The 23,473-nt window shown below is 35.9% G+C and carries 27 protein-coding genes and 1 other annotated feature; of the genes, 5 read left to right on the top strand and 22 right to left on the bottom strand.

Annotated elements, in window-relative coordinates:
• Positions 1–62: 62 nt before the first annotated feature.
• From ABH968_RS19365 to ABH968_RS19375, 3 genes are all read right to left on the bottom strand, one after another.
• On the bottom strand, positions 63–533 hold the full coding sequence (locus ABH968_RS19365; protein ID WP_370046591.1) for a hypothetical protein: 471 nt from the start codon (positions 531–533) through the stop codon (positions 63–65).
• Positions 534–595: 62 nt separating this feature from the next.
• Entirely contained in the window at positions 596–976 is a 381-nt protein-coding gene (locus ABH968_RS19370; RefSeq protein ID WP_370046592.1) for a VOC family protein, read from the bottom strand.
• A 121-nt stretch (positions 977–1,097) separates the two neighbouring features.
• Positions 1,098–1,397: a YfzA family protein gene (locus ABH968_RS19375; protein ID WP_370046594.1), complete on the bottom strand. Its 300-nt coding sequence runs from the start codon at positions 1,395–1,397 to the stop codon at positions 1,098–1,100.
• A 442-nt stretch (positions 1,398–1,839) separates the two neighbouring features.
• On the opposite strand from ABH968_RS19375, the gene ABH968_RS19380 reads away from it, so the two are divergent.
• A complete protein-coding gene (locus ABH968_RS19380) occupies positions 1,840–3,264 on the top strand; it encodes a VanZ family protein (protein WP_370046596.1) in 1,425 nt (474 codons plus the stop codon).
• Positions 3,265–3,619: 355 nt separating this feature from the next.
• On the opposite strand, the gene ABH968_RS19385 is transcribed toward ABH968_RS19380, so the two are convergent.
• The 6 genes from ABH968_RS19385 to ABH968_RS19410 all read right to left on the bottom strand — a co-directional run bounded on the left by ABH968_RS19385 (position 3,620) and on the right by ABH968_RS19410 (position 9,197).
• On the bottom strand, positions 3,620–3,847 hold the full coding sequence (locus ABH968_RS19385; protein ID WP_370046598.1) for a hypothetical protein: 228 nt from the start codon (positions 3,845–3,847) through the stop codon (positions 3,620–3,622).
• Between the two features lie 293 nt (positions 3,848–4,140).
• The gene (locus ABH968_RS19390; RefSeq protein WP_370046599.1) at positions 4,141–4,890 is read right to left on the bottom strand and encodes a hypothetical protein; all 750 of its coding nucleotides are present in this window, start codon (positions 4,888–4,890) and stop codon (positions 4,141–4,143) included.
• A gap of 260 nt (positions 4,891–5,150) precedes the next feature.
• On the bottom strand, positions 5,151–5,912 hold the full coding sequence (locus tag ABH968_RS19395; RefSeq protein ID WP_370046601.1) for a hypothetical protein: 762 nt from the start codon (positions 5,910–5,912) through the stop codon (positions 5,151–5,153).
• A 254-nt stretch (positions 5,913–6,166) separates the two neighbouring features.
• Positions 6,167–6,913, bottom strand: a complete 747-nt coding sequence (locus tag ABH968_RS19400; protein ID WP_370046603.1) for a hypothetical protein — start codon at positions 6,911–6,913, stop codon at positions 6,167–6,169.
• Between the two features lie 279 nt (positions 6,914–7,192).
• Positions 7,193–8,128 (bottom strand): PD-(D/E)XK nuclease family protein, encoded by a 936-nt coding sequence (locus ABH968_RS19405; protein WP_370046605.1) that lies wholly within the window; start codon positions 8,126–8,128, stop codon positions 7,193–7,195.
• Between the two features lie 328 nt (positions 8,129–8,456).
• Complete coding sequence (locus ABH968_RS19410; protein ID WP_370046606.1) at positions 8,457–9,197, bottom strand: sulfite exporter TauE/SafE family protein; 741 nt, start codon at positions 9,195–9,197, stop codon at positions 8,457–8,459.
• Between the two features lie 334 nt (positions 9,198–9,531).
• On the opposite strand from ABH968_RS19410, the gene ABH968_RS19415 reads away from it, so the two are divergent.
• Positions 9,532–10,029, top strand: a complete 498-nt coding sequence (locus ABH968_RS19415; RefSeq protein ID WP_370046608.1) for a DUF1648 domain-containing protein — start codon at positions 9,532–9,534, stop codon at positions 10,027–10,029.
• An 89-nt stretch (positions 10,030–10,118) separates the two neighbouring features.
• On the opposite strand, the gene ABH968_RS19420 is transcribed toward ABH968_RS19415, so the two are convergent.
• The 6 genes from ABH968_RS19420 to ABH968_RS19445 form a co-directional block, all read right to left on the bottom strand.
• Positions 10,119–10,742 carry a hypothetical protein gene (locus ABH968_RS19420; RefSeq protein WP_370046610.1) on the bottom strand — a complete coding sequence of 208 codons (624 nt, stop codon included), beginning with the start codon at positions 10,740–10,742 and terminating at the stop codon, positions 10,119–10,121.
• An 8-nt stretch (positions 10,743–10,750) separates the two neighbouring features.
• Positions 10,751–10,918 carry a hypothetical protein gene (locus ABH968_RS19425; protein WP_370046611.1) on the bottom strand — a complete coding sequence of 56 codons (168 nt, stop codon included), beginning with the start codon at positions 10,916–10,918 and terminating at the stop codon, positions 10,751–10,753.
• On the bottom strand, positions 10,911–11,096 hold the full coding sequence (locus ABH968_RS19430; RefSeq protein ID WP_370046613.1) for a helix-hairpin-helix domain-containing protein: 186 nt from the start codon (positions 11,094–11,096) through the stop codon (positions 10,911–10,913). The genes ABH968_RS19425 and ABH968_RS19430 overlap by 8 nt, the downstream gene beginning before the upstream one ends.
• A 272-nt stretch (positions 11,097–11,368) precedes the next feature.
• Positions 11,369–11,977 carry a CPBP family glutamic-type intramembrane protease gene (locus tag ABH968_RS19435; protein WP_370046615.1) on the bottom strand — a complete coding sequence of 203 codons (609 nt, stop codon included), beginning with the start codon at positions 11,975–11,977 and terminating at the stop codon, positions 11,369–11,371.
• Positions 11,978–12,565: 588 nt separating this feature from the next.
• A complete protein-coding gene (locus ABH968_RS19440) occupies positions 12,566–12,994 on the bottom strand; it encodes a GNAT family N-acetyltransferase (RefSeq protein WP_370046616.1) in 429 nt (142 codons plus the stop codon).
• 15 nt (positions 12,995–13,009) lie between these two features.
• Complete coding sequence (locus tag ABH968_RS19445; RefSeq protein WP_370046618.1) at positions 13,010–13,450, bottom strand: GNAT family N-acetyltransferase; 441 nt, start codon at positions 13,448–13,450, stop codon at positions 13,010–13,012.
• 112 nt (positions 13,451–13,562) lie between these two features.
• On the opposite strand from ABH968_RS19445, the gene pdxR reads away from it, so the two are divergent.
• Positions 13,563–14,954, top strand: a complete 1,392-nt coding sequence (gene pdxR, locus ABH968_RS19450; protein WP_370046620.1) for a MocR-like pyridoxine biosynthesis transcription factor PdxR — start codon at positions 13,563–13,565, stop codon at positions 14,952–14,954.
• 22 nt (positions 14,955–14,976) lie between these two features.
• Here pdxR and ABH968_RS19455 read toward each other — a convergent pair whose 3' ends face one another.
• The 5 genes from ABH968_RS19455 to ABH968_RS19475 all read right to left on the bottom strand — a co-directional run bounded on the left by ABH968_RS19455 (position 14,977) and on the right by ABH968_RS19475 (position 18,996).
• Positions 14,977–15,375: a DUF5412 domain-containing protein gene (locus ABH968_RS19455; RefSeq protein WP_370046622.1), complete on the bottom strand. Its 399-nt coding sequence runs from the start codon at positions 15,373–15,375 to the stop codon at positions 14,977–14,979.
• A 589-nt stretch (positions 15,376–15,964) separates the two neighbouring features.
• Entirely contained in the window at positions 15,965–17,188 is a 1,224-nt protein-coding gene (locus ABH968_RS19460) for a GNAT family N-acetyltransferase (protein ID WP_370046623.1), read from the bottom strand.
• Positions 17,188–17,913, bottom strand: a complete 726-nt coding sequence (locus tag ABH968_RS19465) for an AAA family ATPase (protein WP_370046624.1) — start codon at positions 17,911–17,913, stop codon at positions 17,188–17,190. Before ABH968_RS19465 ends, ABH968_RS19460 begins: the two co-directional genes overlap by 1 nt.
• Positions 17,914–17,951: 38 nt before the next feature.
• Positions 17,952–18,551, bottom strand: coding sequence for a hypothetical protein (locus ABH968_RS19470; RefSeq protein ID WP_370046626.1), 600 nt, complete (start codon positions 18,549–18,551; stop codon positions 17,952–17,954).
• A 136-nt stretch (positions 18,552–18,687) separates the two neighbouring features.
• Entirely contained in the window at positions 18,688–18,996 is a 309-nt protein-coding gene (locus ABH968_RS19475; protein WP_370046628.1) for a hypothetical protein, read from the bottom strand.
• A 561-nt stretch (positions 18,997–19,557) separates the two neighbouring features.
• Positions 19,558–19,756 (bottom strand) — a binding site (T-box leader).
• A gap of 227 nt (positions 19,757–19,983) precedes the next feature.
• On the opposite strand from ABH968_RS19475, the gene ABH968_RS19480 reads away from it, so the two are divergent.
• Positions 19,984–20,199, top strand: coding sequence for a hypothetical protein (locus ABH968_RS19480; protein ID WP_370046630.1), 216 nt, complete (start codon positions 19,984–19,986; stop codon positions 20,197–20,199).
• A gap of 432 nt (positions 20,200–20,631) precedes the next feature.
• Positions 20,632–22,023, top strand: coding sequence for a class II fumarate hydratase (gene fumC / locus ABH968_RS19485; protein WP_370046632.1), 1,392 nt, complete (start codon positions 20,632–20,634; stop codon positions 22,021–22,023).
• 336 nt (positions 22,024–22,359) lie between these two features.
• Here fumC and ABH968_RS19490 read toward each other — a convergent pair whose 3' ends face one another.
• Positions 22,360–22,830, bottom strand: coding sequence for a GNAT family N-acetyltransferase (locus ABH968_RS19490; protein WP_370046634.1), 471 nt, complete (start codon positions 22,828–22,830; stop codon positions 22,360–22,362).
• Between the two features lie 78 nt (positions 22,831–22,908).
• Complete coding sequence (locus ABH968_RS19495) at positions 22,909–23,247, bottom strand: hypothetical protein (RefSeq protein ID WP_370046638.1); 339 nt, start codon at positions 23,245–23,247, stop codon at positions 22,909–22,911.
• Positions 23,248–23,473: the final 226 nt, after the last annotated feature.

Consider the following 23,473-nt stretch of genomic DNA (forward strand, 5'->3'; position numbering starts at 1 on the left):
TTTTAATATTTTCTATCTATTTAAATAAAGCGAATATGAGAAATATACTAAAATCCTCTATACTATAAATTAACCTCCATTTTTAAACTATCTACAAATTCCTTAATTTGTTCCATTTTTACGATTAAACATAATGCAGGTCCACATTCCGTTGCAGCTAAATGATTTTTCTCACCGGCATCCAATACAAAAATTAATTTAATACGAGGCTCATTTTCTTGTCTTTCCTGCTCAGGCATTTGAAAAAGACCATATCCAGGAAAATGATAGGTACCATATTCAGGAATATGGTAAATACATAGTCCTGGATCATGAAACTCTAGCATACTTAGATGGATATTATCAATATGCTGCAGATCATCTAATAACTTTAGGAAGTCTCTTTTTAAACAAGCGATTTCCGTATTCACCTCAGGAAAAGCATGACCAGAGCGGAAATCAATGCGAAATTTTACACTCTCATCATTAACAAATTTGATATTTAGTTCAACTTCACAACTAGGTTTACTAAAGCAATCTTTTAATATAGGCATAAATAAATCTCCTTTTCACTATCAAATTCCATTGGTTTATTAAGTGGGGCTTTAATCGGATTTTATTGACAAACACCTAAAGGATTATCGTCTGGATCATAAAAGGTAAAGAATTTCGAAGAACCCTCTCCATGAATAGGATTTACCTTTACATTCTTTTCAGTTAGAAATTTATAAGTTTTTTCAATATCATTATTAGGAATGAAATTATAATATTTTCCCACACCAAAATTATTATTCGGAAACTTCATTGGCTTATGATTTAAAGTTCTAACCAAACATACTACGGTTTGAGAATGTTCAGCAATCTTCATCACAGCAGCCTCTTCTTCAATGTAGATTAATTTAAAACCAAGTATTTCTGCATACCAATCGGCTGAAATTTTTGGGTCTTTAACAGGAATAAAAACACCTTCCATCCCCTTTAAAAGTTGTTTAGTCATAAAATTATTCTCCTTGTAATCTTTTTATTAAATCCTTTTTCAATTTATAATTAAACACAATGATCTATTGTCTTTTTAACTAAAGTACCCTTATATATTGCTCGACGACAGTAGTCTTTTTTTATGTAGACCTTGGTGAAAAAACGTTTTTTATCGCACCTATTATTCCAGGTACGAGAAATATGACGCCAAAAACGATAGTAAGTAAATTGAAATGTTGTGTTTCATAAAAAGTAAACCACTCTCTGAAAATTGAAGATTCAGTAATTCTGCCAAATAACGTTCCACTAATATCTCGATAATTAGGTATCCACCCTGTTACTTCAAATGTAATAAAGATGATTTGTGACAATACGAATACACCAATAGAAGTTACCCAAGATCTTTTCAAAAACGGAATATGATTTTGTTTTTTAGCCATGTAATTCCCTCCCTCCATTAAATACTATTTATAGATATACGTAAAATCAAGGGAAAAGTTCCAAAATTAAACATCATTTTCTATTTTACATTAATAATCTCTCATCTATTATTGTTTATGTCCTTATTGAACTATCCTGCTTGTATGATTCATGTTTTGCAAAACAGAACGCTTGAAATGAATCTTCAATGCTGATTTTATATATCTTTTTTTACTTTTCCCGACTTAGATACATACATCATATTTAAATAGTGCAAGTTCTTAAGAAATCTTCATAAATAACCTCATTAATTATTAATAATTTCCATTTACAATAATAATAAAGTGAAGGAATCAATGAAATATAAACCAATAGAAAATCTGGGTAATTTTCTATTCATGTGAAGACCGCTAGAAATGTGTGGAAATCATCCAAAATAAAATAAGTAAGGAGAATCATACCTTGGATATTACAGAAATTTCTAGTTATATTCGACAATTAATGTTGCCAGTAATAATTATTATTGGAATAGAGTTCATGCTTATTGCACTATATTATTTCTATTATAGGAAACAACAATCAGATCAAAAAAAAAAGATTCACATAAAGAAACTTCTTCTTGGTGCAGTCTTCATCGGGTATATTGTTTTTGTGTTTGAGCTAACTATTTTTGGCCGTGGCACTTCTCATTACTTGCAGATGAACCTTCATCCGTTCAGTAGTTATATTGAAGCGTGGAATAAATACTCTTTACGTGATCTTCAAAATTGTATTTTTAATATATTAATGTTTATTCCATTAGGATTAATGTTGCCTTTAATTAGCCAAAAATTTAAAGAATTTAGGTGGCTTCTTCTTGTAGTTGTAAGTGCTACGGTATCTATTGAAACGTATCAGACACTTTCAGGAGCAGGGATTTTTGAGCTTGATGATATAATTAACAACTCACTCGGCGGTATTATTGGATATCAGTTATATAGACTAGTGGCTTCCATTGCTCATAACAAAAAAGTAAAAATAAAAAGTCTGGTTGGAAACCTTGCAATACCTCTATCGATGGGTTTGATTTTTGTTGGTATAAATATTTTCTACGCCCAGCAGGAGTTTGGTAATTTAGCAATAAACTTCTATACAAAATCGAATATGTCAGATGTTCATTTATCAACTTCATTGGAATTAAGCTCATTACCCACAGCTGCCCCAGTCTATAAGAAAATCGTTAATAATGATGGAGTGGAAGCTCTGTTGCAACAGAAATTAAGATTATCAGAGTTGAATACACAGGTTTTTAATGACGATCGTGAGCTTCTATTGGAAGACAAAGCAGGAGTCCAATACACATTGTTTATAAGTTCAGAGGGAAATTGGTCGTTAACAGCGAAAAATTATACGCCGGAGCAAACTTCATCTGCAGGGCACAAGCCAATGATCGAAAAGGCGAAGGCAATAATGGGCGAACTTTCTATACTACCCCAAGAAGCTGAATTTACTGTATTGGAAAATGGCGAATTTGAATGGAATCTTCCGGATAATCATGATCTTAACATAGATTATTGGGCTGGAGATTTAACACTTGGTCTTAAACAAGATGGCAGTGTTTATTCGTTAACAAATAATCTTAATAAATATCAATTTATACGAGAAGTGAATATACTATCTCCTGCAGAAGTGTATGAGCGAATAAAGAAAGGCGAATTTCCCCAAATAAAAATTAATGCTCTGATAACAGATGAACAACTTGCTATAAAAAAAGGGGACCAACTTGAAATAGAAACAATTGAGCTTTCGTATATGTATGACACGAAGGGCTTCTATCAGCCAGTATATAGAGTTTCCGGGGAATTTAATGGGAATATATGGTTCACCTTAATTCAAGCAAGAAGGTAGTAATTCTGTACGGGATCTTACATACCATAAACTAAAGTCCGGGCTCAATATTAATTGAGTAACTGGACTTCACTTTGTTTATTTTTCTCGTTGTTGAATCGTAATATACACCCCAACTAAACGATCTGTTGTCATTACTCCACTTTGTAAAACCTCCAAGTGTGAATCTTTAATAATACTATCCTTTACAGCGTGCGCTTCAATTTACGAAAAATCAAAATAAAGACAGAATTGATTCTACAAGAATTTGTAGATTTATCCTGTCTTTATTTTTTAATAGCAACATACTTTTAGAAAACAACCTTTTTTAAAGCTAAAAAGCCACACCGAGTTAGATGTGACTTAATACATTTGATTAATCAAATTCTAAAATATTTTTTTCTACTACTACTTGATAAACCTCTTTAGTACTAATTAAAATCGTTTTATAATGTTCTGTTTCAGTAAATGAATACCAAGACTTCTCATTTAACACATCAGAAAGTTCTTCTGTAAATGTTTCTTGTTCAATATTATTCTTGATTTTATATTCCTCTTCACGGCCTTCGTCAAAGTAAAACTTTACTTTATATTCATACTCCATAAATCAACACCTCCCATCTACTTATATAATGGGTTGTAATTACAAAAAATATGAAACATAATAAAATGCCACACCTAGTTAGGTATGACATTCTATATGCTCCATCTTTTACTTAACTCTGCACACATAATTCTTTAAAATTACACCCTCTACAGTGCCATTTATCAGGGTTTTGCTCAAATTCCTCAAAACAGCCCAAGACATCGACAAACATCCTATCGCATGTCAATCAACCATATAAAATAGCCCCCTTAACAAATATTTATTAAGAGAGCTATTTAGTTCCTAATCCGTCACTTATCTACAACTGGTTTTAATAAATTCACTGGAATCCAATGTTTGGACTCGTTGTTGTCATCTCTTTTCCAAGTTACACTTAGATAACCATTAATTTCAAGACCTTCTGAAACTAAAATGCTTCCCTTTTTCAATGTACTTATAGTTGCAGATGCTTTTATTGGATCGAGTTTAAAATCTGCAGCTTTTGTTAGCTCAAAACGCACGCCTATTTCGCTTCTTTTCGACTCAGCGATTTTAAGATCTGTACCAGGATACTGTATACACTCTTTAGAACTAACATCATTGGGACCGCAATAAGAAAGTATTTGTCCATTATTTGTAAAAGAAAAGCCTGGGTTGGTACTTTCATTGAACCACATTCCGTAAGTTGCGATATTACTATTACGATTAATAAAGATATAAGTTGGATTGTTATAGAAAGATGAACGAATTTTTATTGGTACTTCTTTGAAAACTACCAAATCCGTTGCTTGTACTCGATATTGCCCCATCTGGTAAAATGTTTTGCCATCATATTTTTCAATATCATACGTTCTAAAGAAATTATTTCGCTTAACCACTAACGAATCAAACGTACCATCAGGATTTTTCTTGTACACCTTGATGTCTTTTTTAAAGGTCATTTTACCTGTTTGGTCTTTTACAACCTCTGCTCCATCATACATCACTTTCGCTTCTGATTTTGTTGGATTTACTACAGCTAATACAAATGCTGCGAGTAACACAATAAATAATTTTTTCATTATTCTCCCCCTAGAAAATATAATTTATTAGTACTATATACTAATAATGTAATATTTTATCAATAGAAATTAAGGGTGTCAAAAATCTAACAAAAGTAGAGTGTTTTTCCATAACATAATTTCACCCATCTACCATTCCAGCCAATTTTATATATTCGGTGTACTACTTATAAATTGTGTACAATTATCCGCATGTCAACCTACCATATAAAATAGCCCCCTTATCATAAATAAGAGGGCATTATATAATTCCTAATCTATCACTTATCTCTAATTGGCTTTAATAAATCTACCGGAAGCCAAAAATATTGTTCGCCATTTCCTTCTAAGCCTTTGTCCACATATAGATAACCATTAACCTCAACACCTAGCGATGTAAAAGTGCTTCCTTTTGCATGCATTGTTAAAGGTTTAGCTCCATTTAATGGCGTGCTTTTCCCACCAGCATCTTGTGTTAACTCAAAACGTACATTGCTTTCTCTCGATATTGTCTCAGCGATTTTAAGATCTGTACCAGGATATTTATCATACCATAACCCTTCACCGCCATAGCTCTCGGAAAACTTCAGCAGTTGTCCATTATTTGTATCCAAGAAAGAAATACCACCAATACCACCACCCTGGAAGTATTTTCCGTAATATCCCATATTATAAATACCATCACGATTGATAACAATATAAGTTGGATCGTTATAGAAAGATGAACGAATTTTTATTGGTACTTCTTTGAAAACTACCAAATCCGTTGCTTGTACGCGATATTGCCCCATTTGATAGAATATTTTATTATCATATTTTTCAATATCATACGTTTTAAAAAAGTTATTTCGCTTAACCACTAACGAATCAAATGTGCCATTTGGATTTTTCTTGTACACCTTGATATCTTTTTTAAAGGTCATTTTTCCTGTTTGCCCTTTTACAACTTCTGCTCCATCATACATCACTTTTGCTTCTGATTTTGTTGGATTTACTACTGCAAATAAGAATGCTGCTAGTAACCCAATAAATAATTTTTTCATTATTCTCCCCCTACACAAATTAAGTTTAGAAAACAAAATTCCTTCGTATCACATGCTAACAAGAACATAATAACGCAAGATAAATTTAACAAAAACAGTGTGTTTTACCTTAACCTAATTCACCCTTCTACCATTCCAGCCAATTTTCTATATTCGGTGTACTACTTATGTACAATTATCCGCATGTCAACCTACTATACAAAAAGCCCCCTTAACAAATATTAATAAGAGGGCTTTATATAATTCCTAATCTATCACTTAACTGGCTTTAATAAATCTACCGGAAGCCAAGTGTAACTTTTTGGATCCGATTCACTTAATACTTCTAGATAACCATTAATTTCAGTACCATGCGATGAAAAAGTATTTCCCTTTGCATACATTGTTTCAGTTTTAGCTCCGTTTAATGGCGTGCTTTTCCCACCTGCATCTTTTGTTAACTCATAACGTACATTGCTTTCTCTCGATATTGTCTCAGCGATCTTTAGATCTGTACCAAGATAATAAATACACGGATCGTAAGTACCATCATTATCGGCAGCGCAATAATTAAGTTTTTGTCCATTATTTGTATCCGAGAAAGAAATATACCATTGGTCTTGTTCTCTGAAGTAACTTCCGTAATTATTAGTAATACCATCACGATTAAAATAAATATAAGTTGGATTGTTATAGAAAGATGAACGAATTTTTATTGGTACTTCTTTGAAAACTACTAAATCCGTTGCTTGTACCCTATATTGCCTCATCTGGTAAAATATTTTGCCATCATATTTCTCAATATCATACGTTTTAAAGAAATTATTTCGCTTAACTACTAACGAATCAAACGAACCATCTGGATTTCTCTTGTATACCTTGATGTCTTTTTTAAAGGTCATTTTTCCCGTTTGCCCTTTTACAACTTCTGCTCCATCATACATCACTTTTGCTTCTGATTTCGTTGGATTTACTACCACAAATATAAATGCTGCTAGTAACCCAATAAATAATTTTTTCATTATTCTCTCCCTACTCAGCTTTAGTATGGAAAACACAATTTCTTAGTATAATATACTTACAATCCAATATCCTACCAATAAGAACGTGATAATGGAAGTAATTTAACAAAAATAGAGTGATTTTCCTCAAAATAATTTATCATCTCTAGGCACTCTGATATAAAAATGACGGTTAACATTCAAAGCCATTTAACTAGTAAAGATAAAAAATAATGCTAGTGACTATTTTGATGCCTTCATTTAGTTGGCACTTTTTTGATCACTCGCTCCATCTTCTACTCAATTCTGCACACATAATTCTTTAAAATTACACCCTTTACAGTGCCATTTTTCAAGGGTTTGCTCAAATTCCTCGAAATCCACGGGTTCATTGGAGAAAATATCAGCCTGATACTTTTTCATTTCCAGCACACTTCGCTGAAACGTATGTAAAATATTGTCCATATCAAATGTTGTAAAGGAATATTTTTTTCGTTTGCCAGTCAATAAATATTCGTTATAGACATCAATTTGGTCAAGAGATACGCGATATTTCTGCTGAATATAGTATGCATAGAGCGCTAATTGCTGGCGATCATCATCGGACTCTCCGCCTGTTTTCCAGTCGATAATAATCCATTTGTCTGCCATCTCGTCATAATAATGAAAATCCATTACGACGAAAACTTGTATCCCCTCGATTTTCATGGAACGAAATTGTTCAGGCTCACCGATTCTTAGGGAGCCTTTGTGTCCAGTAATTTGCTGGAACGTTTCACTGTTAAGAAAGTTGTCAAAGACAGCCGTCATTCGCTCCTTATAGTCCTGTACAAGTTCAGGATTTAACTGACCTTCGTAATAAATTTCCTGCATCATATAATATTTATTCGGCTTATGTCTCCATAAATCTACATGACGTGTAGAATCGATAAAAGCAGCATTAAGCTGACCACGCGCACGATTTACTAGTTCAGCAACAGTAGGCGCCTTGCCAGTTTGCAAATAATCATTGATCGATTGCTCTATTAAATGATGGACGATTTGCCCAAATAAAATCGGCATGGATTGCAGCTTTTTTAAGCGATAGACATGTTGATGATATGGCTCCACATTGTAGCTTAGCCAGCCATTATGAGAAAAATAATATTCATAGCCATATTTTCGCGCACAGCTTGTTAACGTTTTATGACGTGACAGTGACCACGAAAAAGATGGATAAGGTGTGATTTCAAACATGGATATCGCCTCCCTATATCTGTTTTATCAATTTCGCCTTGGCGTAATTGCGTCCAGATTTTGAATTGTGCTCAGGCCTGCACGATGCAGGTCAGTTAGCCGTTTTCGCAGGATGCGAAGGTTTTAGGCTAACATCCTTATATTCATTCCTTTCAAAATCCGTGACATCTGCCGGAGACTTTGGGCCAACAAGATGTTGGTCACTCAGTCGTTGCCACAGGACGTGGCGTTCTTAGACTGAGTTCCTCTATTTCAGTAGATGTTTGGATATCCACTGAAAAGGAATTTCATCTCCATTTATCTCATCACCTTCATAAATGGGTGTCTTCTACTGAATGAAGATAAAATCATACAAGAGCTGTACTATTAGCACAATGGTTACAATACGTAGCAATAGCTTTACTTGATTTGCCTTAACCTTTCTTGCAAGGATAATTCCTATTTGCGCACCAATTACAGAACCAACCATTAAAACGATGGTCAATGGCCAATCAATTTTACCTGTGGCAATATACGTAATTGCAGCTCCTGAGCACATCGCAAAAACACCTACACGTGACAGGCCTACAGCTTTCATATAAGAGATTTTCTCATGAGCATATGTATAAAGTGCCAGCGTACTGCTCCCAGGACCGAACATCCCATCATAAAAGCCAACACCAAGAAGTATTGGACCGTTTTTGCGATTCATTGTAAAGCTCTCTTTTTCTCCAAATTCAGCCCCACCTATAAAGGACATAACAAGTGCAAAGCCTAATAAAATAATCGCGATGAACGTCAATGTTTGACTGCTCATAAACGATGCAAACAGCCCTCCAAGGGTACCACCTACTAGGGAAACAAGTAATACTGAACGCATTTCTGACCATAACAATTCTTTTCTTTTAAAAATCGTATAGAAGCTTGAAAAAGCACTGACCATATTAGAAACCTTATTTGCGCCTATCGCTGAATGAACTGGTACCCCCATTAACATCATGGTCGGTAATGTAATTAACCCACCACCTCCCACTAACGTTCCAATGACGTTGCCAGTGATACCTATAAGTAAAAACAACAAGTATTCCATTTAATCCTTCTTTCTATGACACACATGATGGTATTCATATGATACAGTATAACAGACTGCTATTTAACTTCTTTCAGCAAATGTCTTTTGTACCGAAAGCGAAGCGTCAGCTACAAATCTTTTAGTAGCAACAGTGAAACGTCAGCTACAGAAGTTAAAGCCTCCGGCAGATGTCATGGAATCGGAAAGGAGTTAATAAAGGATGTTAGCCTAAAAATCATCGCACCCATGCGATAACGGCTAACTGACCTGCTTCGCGCAGGCCTAAGCACAAAGCCGATTCCAGACGCAATTATGCAGAGGCATAATAGATAATGAACTATGAGGTGAACGAATGCTTGAACAACAAAAAACACCTACACCGCGTTTTTGTAAGTCATTAACGCTTATTGTCGCGACCATTTTTTTAGCTGGCATTACGGCAACGCTTATTCAATACAATAAGCTCCCCGCATCTATACCTGTTTTGCAAAGCTTTTCGAGTGAGCATGCACAATTTGGCCCAAAAATCGCTATTTTTTATTTACCCTTTATTGCCTTCATGCTATTTTTACTTTTACAATACTTAGAGGTTAGAGCCGCTTATCCTACCCTACGTAAAAGTAAGCCCACTCTCTCACATGTACAGAGACAAAATGGAATCATTACTTTTTGTCTCATCAAAAATAGTATACTACTGTACTTTACATATTCACTTTTCAATGACTTAACAGTCGCTTTAGGTCATAACCGTATTTTACAGCAGTGGCATTCTTATTTATTTTTATTTGTACTATGTACTATATTTATAATGGGAGTCGTTCGTGGGATTTTATTGAGTAAGAAGAAATAAAGCATACCCTTAACGCTGTACTAATGTATGATAAATAACAGTAAAAAAATAGGCTACCTGACACCCAAAAGCATCAAGTATCCTATTTTTTACAGATCCGTTTTCATTTTTTCAAATGTATGTATTAACACATATTTTTGTACACCACGAGCCATTTCAATGCTTTCCTGGGCATAATGATGAAGGGCTGTTTCATTCTTCATTTTGTATGCATAAACCGCTTCAATTGCTGGCTGCATCCACGGCTGTGTAAGCTGATCACTTCGCATGTCAGTTGTTCGTCCTTCAAAGGCAGCGATATAACATTTTGCATAGCTAGTTAAAGGCTCTTTATTTATTTTATTAGCCGCATCCTTTGCTTCCTCTAAATTCTCTTCCATGATTGCCTTTATAAATTTACAGTTATACTTCATAGCTGGCTGCTTATATTTTACGATGGCTGTTTCTAATGAGTGAAGTTGGTCTTCCCTTGTACCATAAGCAACAGCGTAAAGATAGGCAAAAAACGGATCATTTTTACGATCTTTTACTAGTTTATCTACCATCTTCATATTATTTGTCCTAAATAAAATATGTATATGTCTATAAATCATTGCGATCACAATAAGGGCAATGATGCCGATTGTAATGGATAGGCGAACTCCTGCTAGTGATAGTAATATTGTTAAAATAAAAATGAACAAATAAAATATGGCTAGTTTTGTAATTTTCATAATTCCTCCTACTGTAGTTTCTTCCGCATTTTCCGAGAAAAAATAAAGCCTGCTCCAAGGAAGAATACAAGCGCCATAAACTTCATGAGAGGAATAATAAATAACTTGCTAATCACGAAAACAACAAAAATATAATAGACCACCATTGCCAATAAAAATAATGTCAGTTTATTCACTATGCTTCCTACCTTCATTCAATGCTACTTCAATGGCCGCCAGCGCTTTCGGTCCCATCCCGTGTAAATTTTTCAACATTGATAAATCGACCTTTTCCAATTGCTCTAATTGTGTATAGCCTGCCGCATTCAATGCACGTATAGCAGGCTTCGCTACTCCCTTTGGCCATTCCGTCATTTATGCTCGTCCCTTCCTTTTTCGTCTATTAAGTATCTCAGTTCTTAAAATACCTATTAATAGTATAACTAGTGAGGCAACATGATAATCAACGAAAAAAGTCGTAAAAGCTATATTATAATAATGGCATATTGCAGTGATCATACGCCCTCCCAATAATATAAAACCGACAATCAAGCATCCTTTTACTACCTGCTCGATGAATTGCATTTCTATCACCTCTCTGCTTTATTATGCAATCGAACATGATGAAATGCAAATGAGCTAGGTCTTTAGAGCACATTAAACATTGCCACGAAGGAGGCAATCAGATTGCCAATACCATGTATGCCCCAGCTTGTTATGATGGAACCATTGGATTTTCGTTCATTTATCCATCCCATTAAATAACCTGCAAACGCGGTTGCCATAACAACTAATACTACAACTCCAAAAGGAACAAAAGAATAAAACATCCATCCATGTAAAATGCCAAAAAGTAAACTTTGCATGATATTTCCCATTTGAAAACCAAACTTATTCATGAATCTTTTCATTAAAAAGCCTCTGAAAATAAGCTCCTCTGACAATCCTGTTTGTACAATTGCATAGAAGAAGGCTGGTATGAGCGCTGAAAAACCAAGTCCTATAAAACGATTGGACGCTAAGATTGAACTGTCTAGGTAGAAATAGGTAATTATAAAAAGTGGTGCGGATAATAAAACAATAATGAATAAAAACCATACAAAATAATTCCCTTTATTTTCAATGACAGGCTTTTGAAGGCCGAGCCACCTTAAAAATGATTGTTCCTTTCTTGCTGAGAAAAACCACCAAATAAACGGTATAACTGAAAATAAAATGACTTGAATAATTGCACTTATTGCACTTTCCAAAACCATAATTTTTCCCCCTGTTCAAAATGTTTTACATGAAGAATGACGAGCGATGATGAGGTGTTTTCTGGAAATCGCTGGTTGTTGTTTGAAGTTCGCCGGTAACATCTGCTTTTCCGCCGCTTAATGTGGAAGCTTCGCCGCTAACTCCTGCTTCTCCGCCGCTTAATGTGGAAACTTCGCCGCTAACTCCCGCTTTTCCGCCGCTTAATGTGGAAGCTTCGCCGCTAACTCCTGCTTTTCCGCCGCTTAATGTGGAAGCTTCGCCGCTAACTCCTGCTTTTCCGCCGCTTAATGTGGAAGCTTCGCCGCTAACTCCTGCTTTTCCGCCGCTTAATGTTCGAATTGCGCCGGTAACTTCTACTTTTCCGCCGCTTAATGTGGAAAAGTAGCCGGTACTCTATATTGCTGTCCTTCTTCTTGTTAAGCATATTAAATAGCCGAGTTGAAATCAAGATAATTTTAATGATAATCGTTAAATAATTATCTTTTATAACTAAATATTAATTGTTAATCAGTATATAAGTATTTAAAAAGCGACTAGAAAAACTCTAGTCGCTTTCACTCTTTATTCGGATTCCGTTCAATATTTCATCACAATGCTTTTCGAAAAGAATAGCACCATTTTTCATATCCTAATCGATCTTCATAAAAACGATGCGCACTCATTCTTTGAATGCCAGACTCTAAAGCAATATAGTGCGCGCCATTTTCTTTGCCCAATTGGTGAAGATAATGCAATAATTTCTCACCATAGCCTCTTGAACGATAGGCCTCATCCGTTATTAAATCATAGACAAACATATGGCATTCACTGTAAAAGTTGACTCTCCAACTTAATCCGGCGACAACAACCATTTTCTTGTTTTCGTATAAAGCAAATAACATATAGCCGTCTTGGATCATTTCCTTTAATAATAGAAGGTACTTTTCTAATGTTAATTCTGTACGAAGCTGCACCAAAACGGTATACGCTTCCATCCATTCCTGCTGCGTTGTTAATTGTTTAATTGTTACTGTCATTTTTCGAACCTCCTTTTACCAATATTTAATATAATGAAATACTCCATCATCTATTTTCATCCTGAGCTTCTCATATAGTTTTTGAGCACGAACGTTGTCTGTCGCTGTTTCTAAAGCTATATAACGTGCATCATTCTGTAAACAGTATGAATAACACTGTTCAATTAGGTCCTGCGCTACTCCTTGTTTCCTGGCATGCTCTGCCACAAATAAATCGTTTAAAATAAAGGCCTTTTTCATTGCAACAGATGAAAAAATAGGATAGAGCTGGGCAAAACCAACTGGCTGCGCATCCAAATAAGCTAGAAAAATTACCGACTCCTCCTTATTTAAACGCTCCATGAGAAACTGCTCAGCCTGATCTAAGTCGGATAGTTGACCATAAAATTCTCGATAGGCATTAAATAATGGCACTACGTCTCCAACTCTTGCTAACGTTACTGTACAAATCTCCATTTTCGTTTCTCCCCATTTCTTTTAATATGTAATTCTAGTATTATGATAAAAAACAAACTGACATTCAAAAAGAAACAGTTCTAGACATTCCAACATGTCAAGGAGGGACTTTATGAAGGATTTAATTTTCTTATTCACAGATGAAGAGGCAAAATATAAACAAATTTATCAGCAAATCAAATGGTTAATCGAACAAGGGAAATTGAAAACGAATGATTCTCTTCCCTCTATTCGAAGGTTAGCTGAAACTTTACATGTCAGTCGGAATACAACTTTAACTGCCTATGAACAGCTCGTAGCGGAAGGATACATACGTGGTGAAGGGCGAAAGGGATATTTCATGAATGAATTTGAACAAGTTTTTCTTCAGGAGGAGGAACGACCAAGCATTACTCAAAATACGAATAATAACAGTAGAGATATCATTATTGACTTTCGTGCTGGTGCAGTCGATCAACAGCATTTTCCTCTGAAAATTTGGCGTCAAATCGCCAATCAAGTATTACCTTTACAAAAGTGCTATGAATATGGCGACCCTTTCGGTGAGCCACTTTTAAAGAAACAGATTGTGCATTATTTGCTTCAAGCTCGTGGCGTTCATGTAAATGAAGAGGACATTATTATCGGTAGCAGCACCCAACAAATGTTAATTTATCTAGGCTTTCTTTTAAAGCAGGATTTCCCAAGTATTATATTAGAAGACCCTGGCTATAACGGTGCCCGAGAAGCATTTAAGCTGCATGGCTTTCAGATAGAGACATTACCTGTGTTAGAAAACGGTGCGCAGCTTGAACATTTAGCGCATTTACATTCACGCTTACTCTATGTCACACCTTCTCATCATTTTCCATACGGTGTTTCTATGAGTATTCAGCAACGGCAAACTTTAATTCAGTGGGCCAAAAATGTTGATGGCTATATACTTGAGGATGATTATGATGGGGAATTCCGTTATACGCAACAGCCATTTCCAGCTCTCGCCTCAATCGACAAGTCATGTGTGATTTATATGGGGACATTTTCAAAATCATTTTTACCAGCTATTCGTTTAAGCTATATGGTGCTACCGAAAGCACTTGTTCAGCCATATAAAGAACGCTTTGCTCATTTTGAACATAACGCCTCGTCCTTACATCAATTAACAATGGCGAAATTCATGGAACAAGGCGAATGGACACGACATATTAAAAGAATGCGTATCACTTATAAACATAAAATAAATACTCTTGTAGAGGAACTTAAAAAGCAATTCGGAGAAAAAATTACGATACTTGGAGAACAATCTGGGCTATATATATTGATCAAGGTGCATACGCCATTTTCAGAAGAACATCTCATTCAAAATGCACAACAATACGGAGTCAAGGTCTACCCTACGAGCCCATATTTTCTACAACAGCCAAGCGCTGTGCCTATTATACAATTAGGCTTTAGTAAGTTAAAGATGGAGGAAATCATCCTTGGCGTACAACTGTTAAAAAAAGCTTGGATCACAGAAAAATAAGCCATAACTGTAATGGTTATGGCTACTCATTATTTCGATAATCATATGTTTCATCAGGCACATTCAATGTCACACCGTTAATACTTACTGTATCATCATCTCTCCAGTCAATGTATGCTCGACTTTCTCGATATTGCCAATATATTTTCTTAGACTTTCTCTTTTCATGATTGAAAACTAATTCTCCCAACACTGTTGAAGAAGTTGTCGCACCAGCGTCTGAAACATAAGCTTTCACTGTATAGGTTCCTTGTGGTGATGTAGATTCAGCAATCAGCTCTTGTTTAAATCTAGTCCAATCAAAAAATAACCAATAAATACAATATCCTATAATACCAGCAAAAAACAAAATCCAAATAAGTAGCACTAGAAGCGTTTTTATATATATTTTCTTGCTTTCTAACTTCTCGGCATCGTTCATCTGTATCCCCCAATCTTTTTATATAGAGACGATTTCAGCAGAGTAGTTGTTTCCTGAATTAGGAAATACATTCATCAGAGCAGTTATTTCGGGACCTGATCAGTTTTCTCTTGGACCCAATCAGTTCTCACGCTGACCTGATCAGTTTTCTATTGGACCCGATCAGTTCTTGCGCTGACCTAATCAGTTTTCTCTTGGACCCGATCAGTTCTCACGCTGACCTGATCAATTTTCTCTTGGGCCCGATCAGTTCTCGCACTGACCTGATCAATTTTCACTTGGACCTGATCAGTTCTCACGCTAACCTGATCAGTTTTCTCTTGGACCCGATCAGTTCTCGCGCTGACCTGATCAATTTTCTCTTGGACCCAATCAGTTCTCGCGCTGACCTGATCAATTTTCTCTTGGACCCGATCAGTTCTCACGATGACCGGATCAGTTTTCTCTTGGACCCGATCAGTTCTCGCGCTAACCCGATCAGTTTTCTCTTAGACCTGATCAGTTCTTGCGTTGACCCGATCAGTTTTCTTTTCAACCCATAAAAAAAGGAATCTGCACAGCTACCTCTGCGCAAATTCCCATAATTTTATTAAAAATAATCAATAAACGTTGGAATGCCTACTGGTAGTACCGTCTCTAGTAGTGCAATTTCAATGGCATTGCCGTGTAAACGTTCGATTTTTTCTAAATAGTTCGGTCGTTTATAGCCTAGTAACATCGTGGCAAGTGTTTGAACCGTTAGCTGAATAGCATTTTCAGACTGTGTCTCACTCACCTTTTCAACGGCAACTTTTCCATTTTGCTTCGTTATGACAAATGTGCCATTATTCCATGCTACAATGCGATCACTAACAGCGAGTCGAAGTTGAAAATCATTTCCCGCGAATGGGTATTGTAACAGAAATTCTTTTACGTCTACAATTCGTGCCATAAAATAAGGGGATACCTTTTGAATAATTTCACTATCCTCTAACAAAAAGGCAACGGCTTCATTGCCAGTTGTTTTACCATAGACATTGTAAATCATCGAGCTATGTGCTGAGACAAAATTCCATAAGCCTTTACGCGCCTCTTCCTGCAAATAGACAATCTCATCAATGTAATAATTTTCTTCCATAATGCGGTAAAACATATAACCCTGTGGCATATCATCCTCATCATAATACACGGCTGCCTGGAGGTTCACATCACTATCAATAAATTTTTCTTCCCAAAAATCCTCCTGAAACTTTTCATTCCAAGCAATGCTATTACGTACCATGACACCATGCGTCTTCTTGGCATAGCGCGCATAAATGGTCACAACATCTTCATGTTTCGGATCGACACGGCGGATTTTACCGTTTAAGCCTTTATAGTGAGGAAGCTGCGTATCCTTGACCTGAAATTCCACAATATCACTCATAATTTCCCAGCCCCTTTTTCGGTAATAAGGGATAGAATATGGAAATAAATAGGATATATATTGTCCATCATTGCGCATCCGCTCCAGGCTCTCAATAATAAGGCTCTCCATCAAACCATGCCCAGAATATTCAGGGTACGTTCCAACCGCAGTAATGCCTCCCATTTCATAAATCCTACCATGAACATTTACCTCAAAAGGTAGGCTTAAAATTTGAGATACAAGATGTGAACCATCGAACCAACCAATTGCATGCCCCTCATTAAATTGCTTACTTTTAGCATTCACAAAGCGACGATCCTTATGAATGGACATTGACATTTGAAAAACATAATTAAGCAAATCTATTGACTGTGCCATTTCATCCAATCGAATTTCTCGCATAACTAAGCCTTTACGTTGATTCATTATTCCCTCTCCTCATCAAATAACTCTGAAAAAATGGTTTCCGGTGCATTTAAAAAGCGCTTTGTAACAATGTAATGTATAGTATCCTCATAACGGATAGACTCAATCTCCCCACTATCAAAACTATAAATTGTAGCATTTGGATAGCCAAGCAAAATAGGTGAATGCGTAGCGATAATAAATTGTGCCTCATGCTCTAAATCCTTCATAATTTTAAGGAGACTAAGCTGTCTAGTCGGTGACAATGCCGCTTCAGGCTCATCCAATAAATAGATGGCTTTCCCTTTAAAGCGATGCATAAATAGCGATAAAAAGGACTCGCCATGTGATTGATGATGTAGGGACTTACCACCAAATGCGGTATATTTTCTTGGATCTTCTAACAAATCAATATGACTCGCAAATTGATAAAACGTTTCCGAACGTAGGAAAAAGCCATTGGAAACCTTTGGCCACCAGGATAAACGGATGAATTCCCCGAGTGCAGATTCCGCTTTATGTACCTCAAATAAATTTTGACGGCCGCCACCCGCTGTATTAAAATCACAGCGATCAGCTATAGCCTCCAATAGGGTTGATTTCCCAGAGCCATTTTCTCCAACAAAGAAGGTCACATTCGTAGGAAACTCTAGCTCCTGTAAATCCTGCAAACTTGGTATATTAAAGGGATACTGGTCTTTATCAACAATATCTCCCTGTATTACCTTACATGATTTTAAATACATTTCGTTTCCTCCCTTACTACTATTATAACGCGATTTCGCTACTCTGAAACCGCCCTTTTCTCCAAATACAAGCTACACACTCCCAAAATAAACAATAGACTTATTCCTAAAAGGGAAATTGGCGACCATGATAGCCTTGAATCAAACATCTGAAAGAAAAATGTAAATATTGGAACAAAGCATAAACTCATCATTACGATTAAAGGTGAACAATACTGAATGCCTATCTGCAATAAATACATTGGAAGCATGACACCCACTGCTGTTACTGCGATTATCCATGAAATATTTCCCGAGAAATATTTAAAAAATATGTCGAAAGTCGCGAAAAAAGATAATAAAATTATGCCATAATAACGATTGGCTAAAATCATTGAAGTAGTCCAACCAGCCTCACTTAATCTCTTAGAATACATCGTACAAAGTACCGCTCCAACTCCACAGCCAACACTCGCTATTAATGCTACTATCACGGGCAATGTTAGGTCCATTTGAACAGCTGATTTCCCACTAACAACCGCTAATATTAATATAGTACAAGCAATAAATGCCCCCGTGGCAATTACCCATTGTGCTTTCGGAATGGATTCCTTGGCAAAAACAGCTAACACCAAGACAAAAAGTGGTCCAATGCCCATCTCAAGTGCACTTACAATCGCTGACTCTACATATTATCAATTATGCCTCGGCATAATTGCGTCCGGAATCGGCTTTGTGCTTGCACAAAGAACTCCTTTCCGATTCCGTGACATCCGCCGGAGGCTTTAACTTCTTTCAGCGGATGTTTGGACACCCGCTGAAAGAAGTTAAAGCGAAATAAAAGCCCATAAATGCTAACACAGATGCGACATTCAACTTCACTACATCATTAATATTTCCCTTCCACCGATTAGCTTGTTTATGTTTGCGTGCAAAAAAAGAGAAATAAATAGCTGTCATGAAAAAACTAATACCCGTAAATAAAAATGTCGGTACTTCTTGCACCTGCTTTGCATAGAAAACCTGGCTCATCGAAGTTAAAAGTGCTGAAAATACAAGAGCTACTAATCCTACTGTAGTTGCCTGTTTTTTTGTAATCTCCATACATTTCCCCCTATTTATTTTTATAAACACACACAGCCCGAGAATTTTGTCGATGAAGCAATTCATCTTTTCTGAGCGATCTGGTATTCGAGCGTTTCTCAATTTCCCAAATCAATTATGCCTCGGCATAATTGCGTCCAGAATCGGCTTTGTGCTTAGACCTGCAGATGTTTTTTGCGCGAAAGCGTAGCGGCAGCGGCACCGAAGCAGGTCAGTTAGCCATTATCGCATGGATGCGATGATTTTTAGGCTAACATCCTTTATTAACTCCTTTCCGATTCTGTGACATCCGCCGGAGGCTTTAGGCCAACACGATGTTGGTCACTCAGTCGTGTGTTGTTGCTGCCGCTTCGCTTTCGCACAGATAAATTGCCACAGGACGTGACGTTCTTAGACTGAGTTCCTCTATTTCAGCGGGGGTTTGGACACCCGCTGAAAAGTAGCTTAAATCCGCATTCATCTCATCACCTATAGAGGTCGGAGACTTATGTGGCTGACGCTTCGCTTTCGCTACAAAAGACATTTGCTGAAAGAAGATAAAAAAACTTCATCTCAAATAAATATAGAGACGAAGTTATCCGCGGTACCACTCTGATTAGCTAAAAAGCTCACTTTACTATAACGGTAGCTGCCGTTTATGCTTACTACATTCGCATAAAAACTCCTGAACGAGTTCACAAATGGTTTGCGATGATTTTCACCAGCCATCACCTCTCTAAAGCAAACTACATTCATTACTACTTCCAATCATTGTTAAATTATTTCGATACATCATAATTGATTTCTACTTTTTCGTCAAGCGTCTATCCAAAATTGGTTCCCTGCAGTATAACAAATGTTCTATATGATAAGTTCTTTTCATACATTGAGTAAAACCTTCCCCCTGCTAATAACCTCGTAAAAATTCTGTCTCTTTACATTACATACAAATAATTAAGGAAGGGCTTTTTTTCTAGGTTCAATAAAAAAGTTATAAGGAGAAAAAATATGTTTGTAACTCATTTTTATGAAAACAAGACGTCCGTTTTAAGCCAGTTACTAGTAAGTCTACCTACCGTAGAAGAGAACATTAAAATTAAAGGACGTAAAGCAAAGATTGTCCAGATTGTTCAAATCGACGACAGCAACTATCACGTAAGTATCATTTTTGAAAAAGTGCCTAAAAAACAACCAGTAAAAGAGATTGGCAAGAAAAAGAGATAGCTCTTCCCTATTTACCTACCGACGCTATCAATTAATGGTAGCGTTTTAACTTTTTTAAAAAACGGGGATCGAACTTTAAGAAAAAATTCCATCGTGAAATGTTCTCAATAAAACAAATATTATCAAGAAAAGAATTTGACTTTTTTATTGATAACGATTATCATTATCAATAGATTATTTCTTTACTCTGCAATGCTTAGTTCAGAATCCCCCTATTTTTTTGAAATAAGCATGTATCAAACGGATATTCTTACATCAGACTAAGAATATCCGTTTTTCAACTTCTTTCAGCGGATGTTTGGACACCCGTTGAAATAGAGAAAAGGATTCTTTGTGCATGCACAAGCCGAATCCGGACACAATTATGCCTAGTCATAATTGATCTTTAATAATTTATTGAAGAGATTTACATAAATAAAGGAGCTGTTTTACATGGATTATCGTATTGAAAAAGACACTATGGGTGAAATTAAAGTACCTGCAGATAAAATTTGGGGTGCTCAAACGCAACGCAGTAAAGAGAATTTCCAAATCGGAACAGAACAAATGCCTATTGAGCTAATTCAAGCAATGGCCATTTTAAAGAAAAGTGCTGCGATTGCCAATAATAAATTAGGTAAGCTCTCAGATATAAAAGCAAATGCGATTGTGCAAGCAGCTGATGAAATTTTAAATGGTCAGTGGGACGATCAATTCCCTCTTGTAGTTTGGCAGACCGGTAGTGGTACACAGTCAAATATGAACGTCAATGAGGTAATTGGGCACCGAGCAAACCAAATTTTACAAAATGCTGGTGAAGCTGATCGTATTCATCCAAATGATGATGTCAACAAATCTCAAAGCTCAAACGATACTTTCCCAACAGCTTTGCATATCGCAGCAGTATTAAAAGTTGAAGATTATTTACTTCCTCGACTACGCTTACTAAAAGCAACACTTGATGACAAAGCTGAGAAATTTAAAGATATTATTAAAATTGGTCGTACTCATTTACAAGACGCAACACCACTTACTTTAGGCCAAGAAATTAGTGGCTGGGCAGCAATGCTTGCTAAATCTGAGCAAATGATTATCCAAAATATTGAATATATGAAGGAACTAGCGATTGGTGGAACAGCAGTTGGTACAGGTATTAATGCACATCCTGAATTTGGTGAGCGTGTAGCAACGGAAATTAGTGAATTGACAGACAAACAATTTACTTCTGCAGCAAATAAATTCCATGCACTAACGAGTCATGATGAAGCCGTTGTCGCACATGGCGCATTAAAGGCTCTTGCCGCTGACTTGATGAAAATTGCCAATGATGTTCGCTGGTTAGCGAGTGGTCCTCGTTCAGGTATCGGTGAAATTACAATTCCAGAAAACGAGCCTGGCTCATCCATTATGCCCGGTAAAGTGAATCCAACGCAAAGTGAAGCGATGACAATGGTTGTTACACAAATTGTTGGCAATGACGCAACAATTGCCTTTGCCGCTTCCCAAGGTAATTTTGAGCTAAATGTCTTCAAACCAGTCATTATCTATAACTTCTTACAATCAACTCGCCTACTAGCAGACACAATGAAATCATTTAATGATCATTGTGCTGTCGGCATCGAGCCAAACAAAGAAGTGCTTGACCATAATTTACAAAACTCATTAATGCTTGTAACTGCACTTAACCCTTATATCGGTTATGAAAATGCGGCAAAAATCGCGAAGAAAGCCCATAAAGAAGGTACAACATTAAAAGAAGCAGCGATTGCATCTGGTTTACTAACAGAGGAACAGTTCGATGAATACGTGGACCCTGCAACGATGATTTATCCAAATGTAAAGTGACAGGAATGTAAGTTAATCACACAGCACCTTCAAAACATTGATATATCAACGTTTTTAGATAATAGGCTCCATTATGCACTTAGCAAATTGGTGTATATTACGGCATGTTTTTGGGGCTTATTGGGGCTAAAATGGGGCTAATTATTAACGCTTTGGTGGGCATGTTTGTATAGATGAAATAATTAGATTGGGGCTATTTGCTTCAATCTTTTTTTGTTGGTCAATTATAAGAATAGCCTACTTACAAAAAATAGCGCTGCTCGGTATAATACATTTCTAAGAACTTAAAACCCTTCCACAGTTGATTGTGGAAGGGTTACAACAATCTAATATTTTTTAGAGAACTAATTTTAGCTTGTAGTTTTCATCAATTTGAAAGCCATATTTTGAATAGTAATTTATTTGACGATTCCTTTGTTCTGATGATTCAAAAATCATATTACCAGTTACGATAGATGCACCTTTTGATTTTGCTATCTCAAGAGCAGTAACCATTAATAAATCTCCATATCCTCTACTTTTAGCTTCATCTTTTAATACACCTATATCTGAAATATTCATGACCTTATCTTTAAAAATTAAGTACATATAAGCACGATGATATTTCCCTTTAATAAAACTTATTAAAAAAATTGTAACAGCAAAATCACTTAAATCAGCTGGATAACAAATTAATACAGGCTCGTTATATTTAGTTTCGAGAACGGTATTTATATATTTCTTTTCACTAAAACCAAGAGTATCAGCTCTATTCTTCTCATTTAAAAGTTTTTTGTAATTTATTTGATCAAAAATATGTTTCATCATTTCCACCTCTAGCTAATAATTCTTCAAAATGATGAATTATCCTTCAATTAGACAATAAAAATACAGCTCATTTAAAGGTCAAACACTATGAACTTCTGATTCGCTTTTAATTACCGTTTCATACAATTCCTGTGCATGAACGTTCAGAGTATTAACTTCTTCTGACATTTCCTTGTATAAAGGAAATAAAGCCATATCAATCAGACGCACTGTATCTCGTATTTCATCAATTGCACAACACGCCATTCCAGGGTTTCTATCCCAACCTTTATGAGTAATCTCGTCAATTCTGTCCATTAAACGAGCTACAGCACCTTGTACAACCTCTAATTGAATCATCTGTGCAGATAAAATATATGCGTTACTACTATTCTCATGTGCGACTGTTCTTAAAGTATGTTGTGTTTGTTGTTGCATGTCCATCATTTCCCTTCTATATATGTTCTATTTAGTTGCTACCGCATTTAAAAGTAATTGTTTATTATGGTCTGACATAACACGCCATTCTTTAGCTGTAACTTTCATTTTCTCTCCCCTTTCTAGATGTCGGCTATTTCTAGTCCATTCACCGACTGACTATTGATAGTCATCTGATGTTTTTTATTCTTTATGGTGTAACTTTAAACTATAACGAATAAAAAAT

This window comes from Lysinibacillus sp. RC79 (genome assembly GCF_041262405.1).
Classification (GTDB): Bacteria; Bacillota; Bacilli; order Bacillales_A; family Planococcaceae; genus Lysinibacillus.